Source organism: Paenibacillus sp. A14 (assembly GCF_036864815.1).
Classification (GTDB): Bacteria; Bacillota; Bacilli; order Paenibacillales; family Paenibacillaceae; genus Fontibacillus; species Fontibacillus sanfengchensis.
Genome location: NZ_JBAGJD010000001.1, coordinates 154231 through 170462, shown reverse-complemented (window position 1 = coordinate 170462; position 16232 = coordinate 154231). Strand labels below are relative to the sequence as shown.

The 16232-nt window shown below is 51.1% G+C and carries 11 protein-coding genes, 1 pseudogene and 2 riboswitches; of the genes and pseudogenes, 9 read left to right on the top strand and 3 right to left on the bottom strand.

Annotation, left to right across the window (positions count from 1 at the left end; all coding sequences use genetic code 11):
* Positions 1-40: 40 nt before the first annotated feature.
* Entirely contained in the window at positions 41-781 is a 741-nt protein-coding gene (locus V4U88_RS00810; RefSeq protein WP_334071317.1) for a bleomycin resistance protein, read from the bottom strand.
* 35 nt (positions 782-816) lie between these two features.
* Positions 817-1290 carry a MarR family winged helix-turn-helix transcriptional regulator gene (locus V4U88_RS00805; RefSeq protein WP_334071316.1) on the bottom strand — a complete coding sequence of 158 codons (474 nt, stop codon included), beginning with the start codon at positions 1288-1290 and terminating at the stop codon, positions 817-819.
* A gap of 127 nt (positions 1291-1417) precedes the next feature.
* Between V4U88_RS00805 and V4U88_RS00800 the strand changes: the two genes are divergently transcribed.
* From V4U88_RS00800 to V4U88_RS00785, 4 genes are all read left to right on the top strand, one after another.
* Entirely contained in the window at positions 1418-1999 is a 582-nt protein-coding gene (locus tag V4U88_RS00800) for an RNA polymerase sigma factor (protein WP_334071315.1), read from the top strand.
* On the top strand, positions 1980-3485 hold the full coding sequence (locus V4U88_RS00795) for a hypothetical protein (RefSeq protein WP_334071314.1): 1506 nt from the start codon (positions 1980-1982) through the stop codon (positions 3483-3485). The genes V4U88_RS00800 and V4U88_RS00795 overlap by 20 nt, the downstream gene beginning before the upstream one ends.
* 753 nt (positions 3486-4238) lie before the next feature.
* Positions 4239-4394, top strand: a complete 156-nt coding sequence (locus V4U88_RS00790) for a hypothetical protein (RefSeq protein ID WP_334071313.1) — start codon at positions 4239-4241, stop codon at positions 4392-4394.
* Between the two features lie 305 nt (positions 4395-4699).
* A riboswitch (cyclic di-GMP riboswitch) is annotated at positions 4700-4791 on the top strand.
* A 157-nt stretch (positions 4792-4948) separates the two neighbouring features.
* Positions 4949-8737: a MucBP domain-containing protein gene (locus V4U88_RS00785; RefSeq protein WP_334071312.1), complete on the top strand. Its 3789-nt coding sequence runs from the start codon at positions 4949-4951 to the stop codon at positions 8735-8737.
* Between the two features lie 52 nt (positions 8738-8789).
* Here V4U88_RS00785 and V4U88_RS00780 read toward each other — a convergent pair whose 3' ends face one another.
* Entirely contained in the window at positions 8790-9443 is a 654-nt protein-coding gene (locus V4U88_RS00780; protein WP_334071311.1) for an anthrax toxin lethal factor-related metalloendopeptidase, read from the bottom strand.
* 90 nt (positions 9444-9533) lie between these two features.
* Positions 9534-9620: riboswitch (cyclic di-GMP riboswitch) on the bottom strand.
* A gap of 251 nt (positions 9621-9871) precedes the next feature.
* On the opposite strand from V4U88_RS00780, the gene V4U88_RS00775 reads away from it, so the two are divergent.
* From V4U88_RS00775 to V4U88_RS00755, 5 genes and pseudogenes are all read left to right on the top strand, one after another.
* Positions 9872-13000: a hybrid sensor histidine kinase/response regulator gene (locus tag V4U88_RS00775; protein ID WP_334071310.1), complete on the top strand. Its 3129-nt coding sequence runs from the start codon at positions 9872-9874 to the stop codon at positions 12998-13000.
* A 178-nt stretch (positions 13001-13178) separates the two neighbouring features.
* Positions 13179-13511 carry a DUF4064 domain-containing protein gene (locus tag V4U88_RS00770; RefSeq protein WP_334071309.1) on the top strand — a complete coding sequence of 111 codons (333 nt, stop codon included), beginning with the start codon at positions 13179-13181 and terminating at the stop codon, positions 13509-13511.
* 387 nt (positions 13512-13898) lie between these two features.
* On the top strand, positions 13899-14546 hold the full coding sequence (locus tag V4U88_RS00765) for a FusB/FusC family EF-G-binding protein (protein WP_334071308.1): 648 nt from the start codon (positions 13899-13901) through the stop codon (positions 14544-14546).
* Positions 14547-15019: 473 nt separating this feature from the next.
* A complete protein-coding gene (locus V4U88_RS00760) occupies positions 15020-15586 on the top strand; it encodes a delta-aminolevulinic acid dehydratase (protein ID WP_334071307.1) in 567 nt (188 codons plus the stop codon).
* 155 nt (positions 15587-15741) lie between these two features.
* Positions 15742-16182, top strand: a pseudogene (locus V4U88_RS00755) (LacI family DNA-binding transcriptional regulator); the annotation flags it as partial.
* Positions 16183-16232: the final 50 nt, after the last annotated feature.

Sequence of the window (16232 nt, the reverse complement as noted above, 5' to 3'; positions counted from 1 at the left end):
GTGAGGCTTTTATTCACCTTTTTGAAATTTAACGAACCCTTCACATGCTGCTCCCTAAAGACTCCAGCAACTCATTCATTTTATCCGTATCCTCGCTAACCCGATCAAACTCTTGATCCGTGAGGGTCAGCTGTTTTGCTTGGGTAAGTAATTGTTCTGCAAGATCTGGATCGTCGTTGGAAAAAGCCAAGTCCGCCCGCAGGATCAGGGCTTTATAGCGGAGTTCGTTCGAAACTTCCTTATCGCTCGCCAACATTTTATCGAGCACTTTGCTGGCCGCCGCGTGATCGTCTTTCGAATAGGCCAACCGGTACGCAATTTCATAGGTATTCAGCGGTTGGTTTGGAGTATCCCAGATGGATTCGTCGTGCTGTTTCAATTTGGAACTGTCGTGTCTTTGTCCGATTAACAGATGGTTTCCGGCAGGATCAATCAGATTAAATCGGCGGTCTTCCGATAAATCGGATAGGCGGGTGATTCTCGGGATTCCGGACCGCGGGATTTTATTGTACGTCCGTTTAAAGCGGGCACAAAAATCCTCATAGACTTCATCCACGTTAGGAACATGAATATAGCACATGGCGTAGGATTCTGCGGGGACAAGCTGCTTTAGGCCGAAAAAATGAAGTTCCGCGATGGAATGCCGGACACAGGCATATATATTCGGTTTGGCTTGACGATAGGTGATTTCGAAACCCAACGTTTCATAGAAATCCAGCTGCTCGTCAATAGACTTGCAAGGAAGCAGGGGGATGACATTTTGACTCCGTTCCATCGACAAATAGAACACCTCCACAGTGAAATTGAATATGACCGTTACATATCCGGTGACTCAAAAAGGGAGTTGCTTTGATCAAGGAGTTCTCGAATGCAGCGAATTTCATCCAGCAGGTGAGTTAATCTTTCGCTGGAGAGCTGCTCGGTGATGTGGTTGGTCCAGACGGCATGACGACGTTGAATTTCATCCAGCGCAGTTCGACCTTTTGGCGTGATCACCATAAGCTTGGCCCGGCGGTGATGGGGATTGTCCTCATACCGCATATACCCTTCAGCCACCAAGGAATCGGCTACCTGTTGTATCGCTTGCCGCGTCAGCCCCATTTCACGGGCCACATTCGGTACGGTAACAGGTCCGTGCTCAACAACACCAAGCACTTGCCAGCGGGCACTGCTGAGTCCAACGGGTTGAGTCAGTTGATCCCCGGCATCCAGCAATTGGCGGTTGAGGCGGAATATTTCGATGATCAGGTCGGAAAAAGCGCTGCTTTCAGGGGTTAGGTTATGGCTCATAATGACAACATATTAACAAAATGACAAGGTGTTGTCAAAGTGTTTTTAAATAAAAAACCACCGAAAGGGAACCTTTCAACGATATGCTTCGCCTATATATTGAAGATCAACTTAGGAAGTGATGATAATGCAAGAGAAACAAGCGTGGATTCAGCGCTGCAGGGAGGGCGACCGCGAGGCCTTTTACGTTCTGGTGGAACCGCTGCTGGATCGGGTTTACAGCACGGCGGCAGTGATTTTACGCTCGACGCATTTGGCGGAGGACGCCGTACAGAACGCGCTGATTGAAGCCTATCAGGCAATTATGAACGGAAAGGAAATCCGCCATTTTGCTCCCTGGTTTAAACAAATGGCCGCAATGAGGGCGATCGATTTGGCTAGAAAGCGGTCGAAGATTCACCGGATGACGGCGGGGGATCTGGAACAATCGGAACCGGTGGACCAGCAGGCGCAGCCGATGGAGGCACTTTTGCAAAAAGAAGAGCAGGACAGCCTGCTTTCCCAAGTCATGTCGCTGGACTTCCAACATCGTTCTGTGGTGCTGCTTTTTTACTATCAAGAGATGTCCGTGGAGGAGATCTCGACCGTGCTGGGCGTGAAGGAGGGAACGGTAAAATCGCGGTTGCACCGCGCGCGGCATAAGCTGCTGAAGCTTTATCAATCAGATGAGAATAAGAGGGGGATGAAACGTGTTGGATGTAAGGAATGAAGCGGATATAAAAAAAGAGATCGGACAGTCGCTGGACCAGTTGGCCGCTCCCGAGTCGCTGCGGGATTTCGCCCGGAATATCGCGCTGTACAGTGAAAACAAAAAGGTAGACAGCCGTAGGACGGTGAGAAGGCCCTGGATCACCGGGGTAGCCGCGGGGGTCGCCGCCGTTTCGCTCCTGTTCGTTACGGCCGAGCTGTCCCCGGCGTTTGCCAGCATGCTCAAGCAAATTCCCGGCGTTTCGGTCGCCGCCGAATGGCTGGATTCCATCCGCAGCCGGGACGGGGTCGAGAACGCCGCCGCCCATAAGTACATGCCTTTTGAACCGGTGGTGCAGCAGTTTGGCGAGATGAAGGTGAGCTTGGCGGATGTTTACCTGACCGGCGACAAATTGATGTACAAAGCCTTCATTCAGACGGATGAACTTCAGGGCCATATTGCTAAAGATCCCGACGGAAGCCTGAGCCTCGACCGAACAGCCAACTTTTACGCCGTGGAGAGCCTGGATTTTGACATGGTTAAAGGGGACGGTAGCGAGGAGGTGATTACCGACCAGGAGACGGGAAAGCCGATTTTCGTGATTTCCGACATTATTGACTTGGATTCGGAGGCAGTTCAAGCGTTTCTGAAGGGAAACCCCGATACCTTGCGTTTTGAAATTTTTGTGGGTAATCATGCATCCGGCCAGGCGGACCGGAAGTATGCCATGAATGTACCGTTTTCGCCCGCTCAGCGGGTGGAAGACCGGATCATTCAGGCCAACCGCCGGATCGAGGTTGCGGGCGACCCGGATATCGGGGCCGTGGTGCTGGATAACATCCAGATTACTCCGCTGAATACCTACGCCGAGCTTCGGTTGGACAACAGCGCCGATTATATGCTGGATCTTGGGTTGAGCGAGGACGGGATGCGGGATGCGATTACACTAACCGACAACAACGGCAAGGTGTATCCGCTGGATTCCTACGGGACGAAGTATCAGCCGGTGAATGACCGGTTTCAGCCGGGCGTGATCAAATTGACGTTCAATTCCTCTCCGTTTTTTGACGAAACGGTGAACCGTCTCACGCTTCACGTCGGCGCCGTGGAAGTGACGGACTGGGCAAAGAGCGCTTACTTTACGCTCGACCTCAACGGAGAACTGCCGAAACCGATCACTTTTAAAACCAAGGAAATGACGATTACGGAAGCGCGGTATGAGGATGGGTTTTTAAAGCTGAAGGTGTTACAGCGGGCGAAAGACCGCATGAGCGTCCGTTTTGATATTCCATCCTTGCGTCCCGACAAGGAGAAATCCCCGGAGCTTTGGGAGGAGTATTATGGGGAAAAAGCGGACTTGAGAAAGGAACTGATTATTCCGTCCGAAGGGAAAGAGGAATACGAATTGGCCTTCCTGGTTCCCAAACAGGATACCTATGAAATTCGCATGAAACGGGAGACGGATCCCGTTCTGATTGATAAAACGGAAGATTTCGATCTTCGCTGAACTCCGGATAAGAGAAATAACAAGCCCCGGCGTTAAAACAGCCTGATAGGATACCGGAAGGATATGCTTTTCAGTCTAGCGAAATCATGCCGCCATACCCTCATTTTCTTAGCCAAACATATCAAACTATGCTAAAAGAACTCAAAGCAGAGGCAAAAGGTAAAACCTATTACGCTATATAGTTTGAACTATTGATTTGCATACCAGTAACCCGTTAGACAACCTTGATTAACATAGAATTCCTGCAATTCTGCAGGAATTTCCGACGAAATAGGCCCGTTCCTCTAAAATCGCTAGTAATACCTGCAGATTTGCATCTTTTGGAGTTGGAGCTGGAAGTGCGCTAGGCACCTTGATAACCTAGCCGTGGGCTTAATACGGATTTGGATGTCTGTGGGCGTGAGACTACTTAATTATCGAGCACCTCACTCCAAATCATAGTTGAAGCAGCGGAGTCTTATTTTCTCCTACTACGCTGTCTGATGGGGCACAATACAGCGGGGTAAAGGGTTCTTTGTTTCGAATTAAAGGGAATTCTTCCCGTTAATTTGGTGCGTATGCGGCTGCAGAGGCGAATTAACTGGAAAACCTCCCGTTATTTCGCCTGAAATGGTGTGTATCGGCAATAGGGCCGCGAAATAGATGGAGCTTTTCCAGCTAAATCCGAACGAAGAGCCAGGAGTGGTACATTAACGGGAGGTTTTCCCGTTACTTGTAAATTCCGACGCTGGAGCTTTATATCTACAATTGTGGATGTCGGCAACGTATTTCCGTGATCCGGATCAGCTCCCAATAAATGCAGGGGAGGATAACGCAACCCAGCTGGAGTACCGGATTTCCGTCTATAAAAATAGCCCTCTGACGAAAGAAGAACTCGTCGCGATTGCGGAAAGCATTATGCGAGAGTGACAAGAGAACACTATTTAGCTTGATCAAAGGGTCCGCGTGCGTGGCGGGCTCTTTTTTTTCTTCAAAATCATGAATACCTCTTCCGGGGTACGGGGAGGGGCACAGTCCGCCATAGCCACAGGGGACTTTTTCTAATCCTGACGCTATTTGCCGCCTTTTGTTGAACTTTGTTTTGTGGTCTACCACTTTATAGGTATTTTTATCAACTATGAGATTTTTCTCATTTTTACAAGTTGACAGGGGAATTTTTTTGAAATATATTGAATTTGTCATTAGCGAATTGGTATTAATTTACTGATCGAAAACTACATATTCGGCACACTAATCGAAAGATTAGGTCGCAAAGCCTTGGAGTCTGCCAATCCGTAAGCGGATTAATGATCGTCCGGCTGCACAGCAATGGATTTTTCGTTGTTTGATGCAGCCGGTTTTTTGTTTTTACCTGTGTTCTCAGCGGATTTTTTCCGTGAGATATAAACATACCCAAGCAGTAAGGAGGGTAGAAGAATAGTGCTTGAAAGGGAGGAATTCCATGAAAAAATGAGGAGGAACCTATGAAACGCGGGTTAAAAATTGCAGTATCCTGGCTATGCCTATTTTCTCTTTTCGTTAGTCCGATGTCCGTATTCGGCGAGAGTTCGAGCTCAGGCGATCCCGTCTGGCCAAGCCCCGGAGCGATTCAGCTCAGCAAAACCGCCACACCAACGGGGAAGCCGGGGGAGTGGGAAATTACGCTCAAGGCTGAGGGGAAAAACGTCAGAACAAGCTCCGACGTGGTGCTGGTGATTGACAAGTCCGACAGTATGGACGATACCATCAACAAGCATAAGAAGATGGATAAAGCCAAAGAAGCGGCAAGCCAGTTCGTGGACCATTTGCTGCTGGAGGGAGCGGACACGCGAATTGCCGTTGTTGCTTTTAGCCAAACCCCCGAGCTTGTGTCCGACTTTAAAAGTCCCGGCCAAAAAGACACCTTGAAGAATGCCATCAAAAAAATCAGTACCAACGGGGGGACGAACATCCAGGCCGGACTGAAACGGGCCCGGGATCTATTGGCCGGCAATTCATCTCATGCCGATCAAAAATTTATTGTCCTGCTGAGCGACGGGGAGCCAACCTTCAGTTACAAAGGAACTCATGGTATCGATTACAACTGGCCGGACAGCCATCATAAGTTCGCGATCGCCTCGTTCGATTATGGCAGTGTTGTCGGCACTGGCAACAGCTATAATCTCAAATTCGATTCCTACGGAATGAATTGGGTCGGCGGACTTTTCGGCGAATACAAATACGAAGTTGAAGACAACGGCATCGGCACTTTCTCCGAGGCGAAATTCGCCAAAGAAGCGGGGTTCAAAATTTTCTCGGTCGGGCTGGACGTCTCCAACAACAGCACAGCGGAAAAAGTACTGAAGAATGTGAAGAGCGAAGGCTACTATTCCGCCAGCAATGAGGATTTGAGCAAAATTTTCGGCGAATTGGCCGGAAAAATCGCTTACGCGGCTCAAGAAGCCAAGGTGGTCGACCCTATGGGAGAGATGTTCAATCTCAAGCAGCAGGGCGCGCAAGTCGGCCCGCAAGATTATTCCGTATCGCAGGGGACGGTCACCTGGAACGCCGCGTCCGAGACCTTTACTTGGGACGTCGGCAATATCGCCGAGGGCGAGCCCGCCACATTTATTTACAAAGTGGTCATGGACCCATCCAAAAACCCGGTTTCTGATGTCCTCTATCCGACGAACGGGAAGACGACCTTGGAATATAAGGACGTAAACCACCGGAAAACTTCGAAGGATTTTGAGGTGCCGAAGGTAAGCATCGGCAACGGTTCCATTCTCATCAAGGGCTACAAAGTCAATGCGGACGGCAAACCCGTCAATGCCGAAGGCGTTCAAGTGACGGGGCCGGAATTCGCGGAAGCCCTTTACAGCGAGTATTACAAAGATCAAAACGGGAATGAGGCTTTGCCTGTTGGCGGAGCGGAGTACTCCGTAACGGCCAAAGAGATTGCGGGTTACCAGCTTAAAGCGGGCGACAGCCCTGTAAGCGTTAAACTTTCCGCAATCCATCCGACGCCAACGATCTGGTTTGGTTATGCGGAAGTGGCGGAACAAACCGTCAATGTCAAGTTTATGGACAAAGTTTCGCAAAAGGAAATTGCTCCGGCGCAAACCGTAAAGGGCGTTATCGGGCAAAAGATAACCCTTGAGGCCGCTGACGTTCCGGGCTACACCCCGGAAAACGATACGGTCGAATATACGGTGAAAGCCGAAGCCAACGAGTACACCTTCTATTACACTGCCGGGGAGCAAAATGTGGAGGTGCGGTACCTCGAGCTGGACACGGAAAAAGAACTTGCCAAATCGACCACAGTATCCGGTGTGACCGGGGAAACAGTCGAGTTGAAGGCTTTGAGCATTCCGGGCTACACCCCGGTCGAAGCAAGCCGCAGCTACACGTTCGACGTGGAAAATCCGGCACATGTGTTTTACTATACGGCGAACGATCAAAGCGTCATCGTGAAGTTCGTTGATAAGGAATCGGGGAAAGAACTGAGCGAAGCGCAAACGATAATGGGACTTACGGGCAAAACCGTTACCCTGAAGGCCGTGGAGATTCCGGGCTACACCCCGGAACACGAGTCTTATGAGTATACGATTCTGCCCGAAGGTAACGAGTACATCTTCTACTATACAGCAAACAAACCGGATGACAACAGAATTTTGACCGTCAGATATGTGGATCAGCTTACGGGCAAAGATCTGCTGGCTCCGACCGAACGCACGGGTAAAGTCGGTGAAGCTATCACGCTTGCCGCCGCCGATTATACGGATACCGTTACGGGGGCGGTGTACAAGCCGCATACCTATGAAACTTCGTACACTTTTACCGAAGAACAGGTGCAGCAATTTGAGTTCCGGTATACCCTGGACGAATCCGGCCCGGAACGTTTCGTTCTGATTCATCATGTCGACAGGGAGACAAATGAGGAAATTAAGGCCCCAACGGCCACGACAGGCATTGCCGGGAAAACTCTGGTGCTGTATCCCGAGCCGATAACGGTGACCGATGCCGTTTATTACCCGGAACAACCCGAGTACGCCTTCGAAATTACGCCGGATCCGGAACAGGAATTTACCATCTACTATTTGAAAGGCGAACCGGTCGATCTAGTACAGCTCACCGTTTCCTATCGCGATAAAGAAACGGGCGCCGAGCTTGCCGGGCAAGACATCATCAAAGGCAGGATTGCATCCGAGATCAAGCTCACCGCCAAGCAAATAGAGGGGTATACACCGGAAGTTGCGAGCAGCGTTTACATTTTAGGCAGTGATCCGAATCAAAGCTATGTGTTTTATTACACGAAAAAGGCTCCGGCCGACCGGCAGCTCACCGTCAAGTATTTGCTGAACGGCACGACGGAGCAGGTGGCAAGCCCGACCGTTATTACGGGGAAACCGGGGGAGACGAAGACGCTGACGGCCCTATCGGTATCCGGCTACACTCCGGTGAAATCAACCGGTACCTACACTTTTAAGGATCAAGAAGGCCAAGAGTACATTTTCTACTACACTAGAAATAAGTCCAACTCGGGTGGCTCAAGTTCATCGGGCTCTTCACGTTCCTCAAGCTCTTCGGGCATAACTCCGCTGCCGGCATTGCCGCCGCTGCCAGCCGTTCCGCCGAAGCTTGAAACGGAAAACCACTACGACTACATTAACGGATACCCGGACGGCACGGTTAAGCCGCTGAACAACATTACCCGGGAAGAAGTCGCGGCGATTTTCTATCGGTTGCTGAATGATGAGAGCCGTTCCGCCTTCTTGAAAACCGGCACTGTACTATCCGACGTGGAAGCCGGACGTTGGTCCAATAAGCATATTTCCACCATGGAGAATGCCGGCGTCATTACGGGATATCCGGACGGAACCTTTAAGCCGGAGCAACATATTACCCGAGCCGAGTTTGCGGCGATCGCTTCCCGTTTTGACAAACTGGACGAGCGGCGAAACGATAAGTTCACGGACATCACGGGGCACTGGGCGGAGAAATATATCGTTTCCGCAGCCAACAAAGGCTGGATTAAAGGCTATGCGGACGGAACGTTCAAACCGGATCAATTCATTACCCGGGCTGAAGCCGCCAAGTTCATCAACAGTGTACTGAACAGAAAAGTCGAAAACAACGGCATTCATAAGGATGCCAAAAAATGGCCGGACAATATTTACGGAACCTGGTACTACTACGAAATTATGGAAGCGACGAACCATCATGAATACACCAGGGAACAATCCGCTGCCGAGGTTTGGAAAGAAATAAAACCTAACCGGATTTATCCTTAATGAGCGAACAGGCACCCTTTCCATGACCGAAAGGGTGCCTTCTGTTATTAATCTATTTATTGGCGAACAGCTTGTCCAAAAATGCGTAAGTCAAAGGCATGTCTTCTTTCAACTGTTGCCGGGTTTTGTCGCTGTAAAAGTACAAGGTTGCGGTTTCCGCGAAATATTCAGTCGAGTAAACCGAAACGTAGCCATCGCCACCGTAATCGTTGCCTGCTTCTTTCTTCCAAATATCGACAAATTCGGGCGACGAACTGACGTTGTTCAAAACGATTCTGTCAATCGCATGGAAGGTTTCATGCAGCTCCAGATTTTGTCCATTATGGCCATTGCCTTTGTTGCTGTATCCGATTCTAACGATGACCACATTGGAACTTACTCCAGGCACATCGTCCCAGGTTAACCCGGTGTTCTCCCATCCTCTGGGAGTAACGTCTTTGTACTCCGCAAACTCCGGCTCATCCGTAATTTTGCCGTTTACCAGTTTGATTTTGACGCCGTTGTCTTGCAGGCCTATTAGCAGGGAAGCGGGAATCGCGGATAGGCGGCTCATCATTATGTCGGCTTCGTTCTTGCTGTAGTCACCTTGGGGCAGCACGACAATGTCGCTAACCAGACTTCTGCTGTTGTCTTCCGCATACGCGGGAATAGCCGCTAGATTCATAGAAAAAATGAGGGCAATTGCCAAATACAAAATACGCTTCATCCCGGTTCCTCCCTAAACAGCATCGCAAGCAATGCGTTCTGACCGAATCAGGAAGTAACGAAATTCCGCGAAATTGCGTTTGGCTTCCATATCGGCAACTGGCTGGCATAACGGTTCCCCGTGGTAGCCCCTATAGCTTTGCGTCCCCATCTTTCGATGGATTTGCCTTTATCAATATGAAGATAGAGAACTAAATGAGTCGAATGGCCGAAACATCTGAATCTATAAATCTAGCTTTAGAATAAGTCCGAAAGACTATGCCGTCAAGAGGTCTATGCAAAATTTTGTCGATCCGCCGACTGTTTCGGGCCTTGTTGCCTATGACTTGCGGACAACTGTTTCAAACGGTTCTTAATGGATGATACGACGATTGCACCATAACCAAAAAATGAAGGAGTTTCGGGGGTAACTGTCGAATCTGCCTATCTATGATGAGAAAAAGAAAAATTGCGGCTATCGTCGGCTTGTTCCTGCTTGTGCTGACGGTGGTTCGCCTCGTATGGATGAATATACAAACGACTTCGACACGGGTTGAAGCCGAAGAGGGACTGTTGGACTTACGCCAATGGACCTTCTCTTCCAAGCCGGTTCTTTCGCTGGAGGGACAATGGAAATTCTATCCTTCGCAGTGGCTCGGGCCCGATTCGGGAGGTTCTATTGAGCCCAAAGGCGGCGCCGTCAAAACGGTGGCGATTCCCGGGAGCTGGCAGCGGGATTTTTCGCCGCCGCGCCGTTCCACCTTCGGATACGGAACATACCGTCTGCGTATTTTACTGCCGACCGAAGGCGAAGGCTTGCCGAGTTTAACGGTTCGCGTGCCGAGGCTTTCGGCCTCTTCGGCTTTGTACGTGAACGGACGGTTGCTGGGAAGCTCCGGCCATCCGGCGGATCGCGCTTCGTCCTATAAAGCCGGCATTGTGCCCTATTCCGTCACGTTCGCGGCCGACCGCGATGTGCTGGATATCGCGCTGCACGTCGCCAATTATGACAACCGCGTCATGGGCGGTCTGACGGAGCCCGTCATGTTCGGGACGGAGAAAGTGATGGAACGGGTCTATTGGCTCTCCGCAGGGTCCCAGGCGGCGATGTTTTTGCTGATGCTCATGCATGCCCTGTACGCCCTCATTCTTTATTTCATCGGCGCCCGACAAAAGACGCTCCTGATTTTCTCCCTGCTGGCGCTATGCGGGGCGGCCGCTCTCTCCGTCGACCAGGACCAAATTTTGTCGGCCTGGTTCGGGGTTGATTATGAATCGGCCCATAAAGTTTACTACCTTTCGTACCTGGGGGCGGCCGCGCTGCTGCTGCAATTTATAAAAGGGCTGCTCCCGGGGTTCCGGATCCTCCGTTTCTCCCGGTGGCACTTGATCGCCTGCGGCGTTTTCGGGTTGTTTATTTTGGCGCTGCCGGTCAGGTTGATCACCTATGCGGACGGATTGCATACGGTGCTGATGCTGATTCCTTTCGGAGCAGCTCCGGTTTTCCTTTATCTGGCGGTACGGAGAGGTGTGCCGGATGCGATTTACTTGTTGCTCGGCATGGTAGCCGTTGCCTCGAATCTGATCTGGGGCCTCCTAAGTTATTCGTTCTTTCTCGATATGGGCTTTTACCCACTTGATTTTCTGGCTTTGTTTATCGCCTTTGCGTCGTACTGGTTTAAGCAGTATTTCCGCAATGCCGAGGGGAGCGCGAGACTGGCGGAGCAGTTGCAGGAAGCCGACAAACGCAAGGACGAGTTCCTGGTCCAAACCTCGCACGAGCTGAGAAATCCGCTGCACGGCATGTTGAACATGGCCCAGACCGTGCTCGACAGCGGCGGCGGATCGGATGTGGAAGTCAATCGCGATCGTCTGAAACTGCTGGTTTCGGTGGGCAAACGGATGTCTTTTCTGCTCAACGACCTGATCGATTTGAACCGGCTGCGGGAGAACCGCATTCGGCTGAATCCGGAGCCGTTGCGCCTTCAAGCGCAGGTGACGGGGGCACTCGATATGGTCCGGTTTATGACGGAAGGGAAGGCGATCCGCCTTGAAAGCCATATTCTGGATTCGCTGCCGCCAGTGCTTGCGGATGAGAACCGGCTGCTGCAAATTCTCTTCAACCTTCTGCATAACGCGGTAAAGTTTACGAATGAAGGGCGAGTCGCGATCGAAGCGGAAACCGTTGGGGATACGGTCGTTGTCCGTATTACGGATACCGGGATCGGGATGGACGAAGCCTCCTTGAGCCGGATATTCCAGCCTTACGAACAAGGCGGGGAGCGGACGGCAACGAACGCGTCGGGGTTTGGTCTGGGCCTTGCGATCACCAAGCACCTGGTGGGGCTTCATGGGGGCGAGCTGACGGTCAGCTCGACGCCGAATGCAGGCTCGGTCTTTCGGTTTACGTTGCCCATAGCTAAGCCAGACGAAGCCGAAACGGCGGAAAGTGAGGCCATCGCACAACCCCCGTTAGAAGCGCAGGCAGGGATTTCCCGCGTCGAGGCGGATATCGCTGCCGCTTCGGAAACCCCGGTACGCGGAGACCGGCCCCGCATTCTCGCCGTCGACGATGACGCGGTGAACCTGCGCGTTCTGACCAACGCGCTCGCCCCGGATCAATATGAGCTCAGGACGGCCACCAGCGGTTCCGAGGCCCTGTCGATTATGAATTCGAGTGCCTGGGATTTGCTTGTCGTGGACGTCATGATGCCGGGCATGTCCGGCTATGAAGTAGCCCGGAACGTCCGGACTCTTTTCTCGCACTCCGAATTGCCGATCCTGCTGCTCACGGCCCGGCACCGGACAGAAGATATAGAGGCGGGTTTTCGAGCAGGGGCCAACGATTACCTGGTCAAACCCGTCGACGTCCATGAGTTGAAAGCTCGGGTGAAGGCGCTCACGGACGTCGCCAGAGCCGCGCGCGAACAATCGCGTTTGGAAGCGGCGTGGCTGCAGGCTCAAATTCAACCGCATTTTCTGTTTAATACGCTGAATTCCGTTGCCGCGCTCGTCGAAATCGACCCCGACCGCATGCAGCGCTTGCTGCTGGCGTTCGGAGATTACCTGCGGGCCAGCTTTGACTTCGCGAACCTGGAACGGTTGGTGCCCCTGCGGAAGGAGCTGGATTTGGTACGAGCTTATTTGTACATTGAGAAAGAGCGCTTCGGAGACCGCCTTCAGGTGGAGTGGGAGGTGGACGACCGCCTCGAGTTGCTGGTTCCGCCGCTGTCCATCCAGCCCTTGGCGGAGAATGCGGTCCGTCATGGCCTGCTTCGTCGCAGCCGGGGAGGCACCGTCCGGATTCGGGTTATCGACAGGGAGGATTGCACGGAAATTTCCGTTGAAGACGACGGAGTCGGGATCGACCTCGACACGCTGCGGCGGGTTCTGTCCCCGGTGGATGACTTCGGCAAAAAAACGGGGGTCGGCCTGGCCAATACCGACCGACGTTTAAAGCAACTGTTCGGGAAAGGCTTGCAAGTGCAGGGGGCGCCCGGACAGGACACGAGCGTCTCTTTTGTCGTCCCGAAGCAAGCGGCCAACGATTCGTTCCTCCCCGAGAAGTTTAGAGGCTGAGCGGAGTGGGCTGTGAATCTCCCGGGCATCCGATGGGCACCAAACCGGCGTGATATCGGGAAAAATTGGGGTGGATATCGCTACGAACCGGTTATTTTCGAAAAAATAGGAAAATAGGTAGTCGTGCGGAATGACATCTGGTATATTTGAACTATAAAATGTAGGGGGGAAAACAAGTATGTTTGCAATGGGATTAATTGCGGGAATTTTCGGTATTATTGCGTCCCTTATCGCAATGTTTGTCGGAGGCCTCGGGTCGGCTTTATCGGTCAGTGGATCGTCCAGTGTTACAGGATTGGGTATCGCTGCACTCTTATTAAGCATCTTGGGTATTGTGGGGGCGTCTCTCTCGAAGTCCAAACCTAAACTGGCCGGTTGGTTTATGTTGGTAAGTGGTGTTGGCGGTTTTATAAGCATTTCGATGTTCTACATACTATCCGGGGTTCTGTTCGTAGTTGCAGGATTCATGGGTGTTCTTAGTAAAAAGAAATCTCCAGACGTAGCGGCATAATCCGGCCCCCCTTTTGTAAGGGGGCTTTTTTATTCGCCGTGATGCTCGGGTTCCCCAAGACGCTCCGGCAGGGTAGCGTGTTTGCCGATTCGTGCTCCAACCGGTCCACCGTGCAGTATGGGGGCAGGGAGAACGCTATGAATTGCGCTAACTGGAGATTGGTGCTATACTTTTGCGCATGATCTGTGATAGGGGGTTGTGGAGATGGCAATGCTGGATTGCTCATTTGCTAGGAAGTCCTCATGCAAAGCCTGATCTGGGGCGATACTTTGCGTGAGGTGCGATAGGATGAATTCGATCGCCCAAACTCTTCATTTTATCGTTTCTAATAACAGGCTTTGCACCTTATTGAGAATTACGTTCATATCAAATAAGGGGCTGAAAGCTATGAGTACACCATTTATTAGAAACCACCAATTTAACATCATTAAGAAACAAGCGGAATTTCTTCAGAATACGTTGCGGACGGTTGCGGATCGGCGTGTTCTGGAAACGGTAAGATATCGGGCCGCGGCGAATATTGTTGAAGCATTTCCCTATTTGTCCGAGGAACAGAAGAAGAGGCTTGAACAGATATCGACCTTCGAGACGGCCTTCGAATTCCAGCGATATCTTAACGAGTTGGAACCTTATCTGGAACCGTATCCGCCCATTACGCTGAAACAGATTCAGAAGCTATTCCCTAAAAATAAAAAGCTGAAAGTACCGGATTTAAACTCCGTCGACTTCCGGTATGTGACCTATCTGAGTTGGGTGGATATCGCCACGAGCCGGTTATTTATCGTTTATCCGTTTGAAGACCGGTTCATCGGCGTGGAGGGGAGAATTACACCGATCAACAAGAAGGGGTATTGCCTGTTCTGCAACCGACAGCATGAGCTTGCCTTCTTCTCGGTCCGAACCAAGTCTCCCCATGCTTCACCGGATAATATCTCCGCAGTTGGTCACTACGTATGTATGGACAACCAAGGGTGTAACCAGAGTATTACCGATACCGGATCCCTGGAGAAGTTTATTCTCTCGGTGAGTAAATAAAACCTAGGCTGCCTTCCGGGCAGCCTTTTTGGTTATATGGATGGAGGATTTTATGGAAAAGGCTCGACGGATTGAGTGGGCTCTTGAGGCCCAAGGCATGAGTACAGCCGGCCATGGTCATCCGTTTTCCAAAGAAATTTTCTTACGGTCGACCCCTCATCGTTGTTCTTCCCTTCATATTATTTGATTAGATTAAACGGTCAAAACAAAAGGGCAGGCAGCTTGTCCCCCAGGGAATAATTGGGTAAAATGATGGTGGCAATCTCTATTCCCGTTAATTATCATAGACTTTTCTAGAAGGGATTGAGGTGTTGGTTTTAAAAGAAGGACGACGATACAGGGAGGATTTACCCATGAAGTTCAAACATTAACGCCTAGCGGTTGCGGTTGGATCTAGGGCCCGGGCGCCTCCATGATTCGATTGGTTGTATGAGGACTCGACGCAACAAATCCAGAATGTGGAGGAATGGGAAATGAGCAAACCCTTAATGAATGTGGCTTTGGTATGCGGCCCCGATAATGATATGGAGATGCAGGCCATGCGTGCTGCCTTGGAGTTATTCGGCGTAAGAGTATTTACGTATTGGATCGGCCGGCCTGATGACTTGATTTCCGTCTTGAACGGGGAGGACCTTTATCCGGGTACCGATCTGATCGTGCTTCATTTCCACGGGGACGAAGGCAAAATGATCATGCCCGAACTGGGCGAGGACGTTTACGAAGACGGGGAGCCCAGGGGCGATTTTGGCCCGGACGAGATTCGGCGGTATGCGAAGCTTGAAGGGAAAACCGTGTTCGGCAACGGATGCACGCTGGGGGACCCGGCTTTGGCCCGGGCTTTTCTGGACGGCGGCTGCCGGATTTACATCGGACCGGACGATTACCCGGAGGGCAATGCGGCTCTGATGTTTATGCTGCGTCTTTTTTACGAGATGTGCCAAAACCTGAAATCATTGAAAGAGGCTTACCGACTTGCCAGGTCCATGGATGAAGAAAACATGACGATGTATCGGATCTATGAAAACGAGGCGTTGGCTTAAAAGAAAATTTAAACTTAAACCTGAGAGCAGGAGATCATGGAGATCTTCTGCTCTTCGTTTTATAGACAGACTTTAATCCGGCTATCCTATATATTGAAACGTTTCCATTCCAATGTTATGCTGATGTTCAGAGAAGGTAATAACGGGGGAGTTTTATGACGAGTATCAAGGATATCGCGCAAATAGCCGGTGTGGCTGTAGGAACGGTCTCCCGGGTGATCAACAACTCGGGACCGGTCAAATTGAAAACGCGCCGGAAGGTGGAAGAGGTCATCCGGCGGATGAACTATGTGCCCAATGAAGTAGCCCGGAAATTTAGAATGCAGAAGTCCAAAATGGTTGCGCTGCTGCTGCCCAGTATCTGGCATCCGTTTTTTTCCGAATTAGCTTACTATATCGAGGATGAGCTTGATCAAAGCGGATTCAAGCTGATGCTCTGCAACAGCGGGGGCAAACCGGAGAAGGAGCTGTGCTACCTGGATATGCTCCGGCAGAACAAGGTGGCGGGGATTTTGGGAATTACTTATAACGATATTGAGAATAGCGTCGGCCCGGAAATTCCGATGGTCAGCATCGACCGGCGTTTCGACCGGAAGTTTTACTCAAAAGTGGAAACGTTTCACTTATTTATGATAGCGCTTCCTAA

Coding starts and splice junctions, on each gene's coding strand:
- V4U88_RS00805 (WP_334071316.1), bottom strand. CDS start 1,290: ATGAGCCATAACCTAACCCCTGAAAGCAGCGCTTTTTCCGACCTGATC.
- V4U88_RS00800 (WP_334071315.1), top strand. CDS start 1,418: ATGCAAGAGAAACAAGCGTGGATTCAGCGCTGCAGGGAGGGCGACCGC.
- V4U88_RS00790 (WP_334071313.1), top strand. CDS start 4,239: ATGTCGGCAACGTATTTCCGTGATCCGGATCAGCTCCCAATAAATGCA.
- V4U88_RS00785 (WP_334071312.1), top strand. CDS start 4,949: ATGAAACGCGGGTTAAAAATTGCAGTATCCTGGCTATGCCTATTTTCT.
- V4U88_RS00780 (WP_334071311.1), bottom strand. CDS start 9,443: ATGAAGCGTATTTTGTATTTGGCAATTGCCCTCATTTTTTCTATGAAT.
- V4U88_RS00775 (WP_334071310.1), top strand. CDS start 9,872: ATGATGAGAAAAAGAAAAATTGCGGCTATCGTCGGCTTGTTCCTGCTT.
- V4U88_RS00770 (WP_334071309.1), top strand. CDS start 13,179: ATGTTTGCAATGGGATTAATTGCGGGAATTTTCGGTATTATTGCGTCC.
- V4U88_RS00765 (WP_334071308.1), top strand. CDS start 13,899: ATGAGTACACCATTTATTAGAAACCACCAATTTAACATCATTAAGAAA.
- V4U88_RS00760 (WP_334071307.1), top strand. CDS start 15,020: ATGAGCAAACCCTTAATGAATGTGGCTTTGGTATGCGGCCCCGATAAT.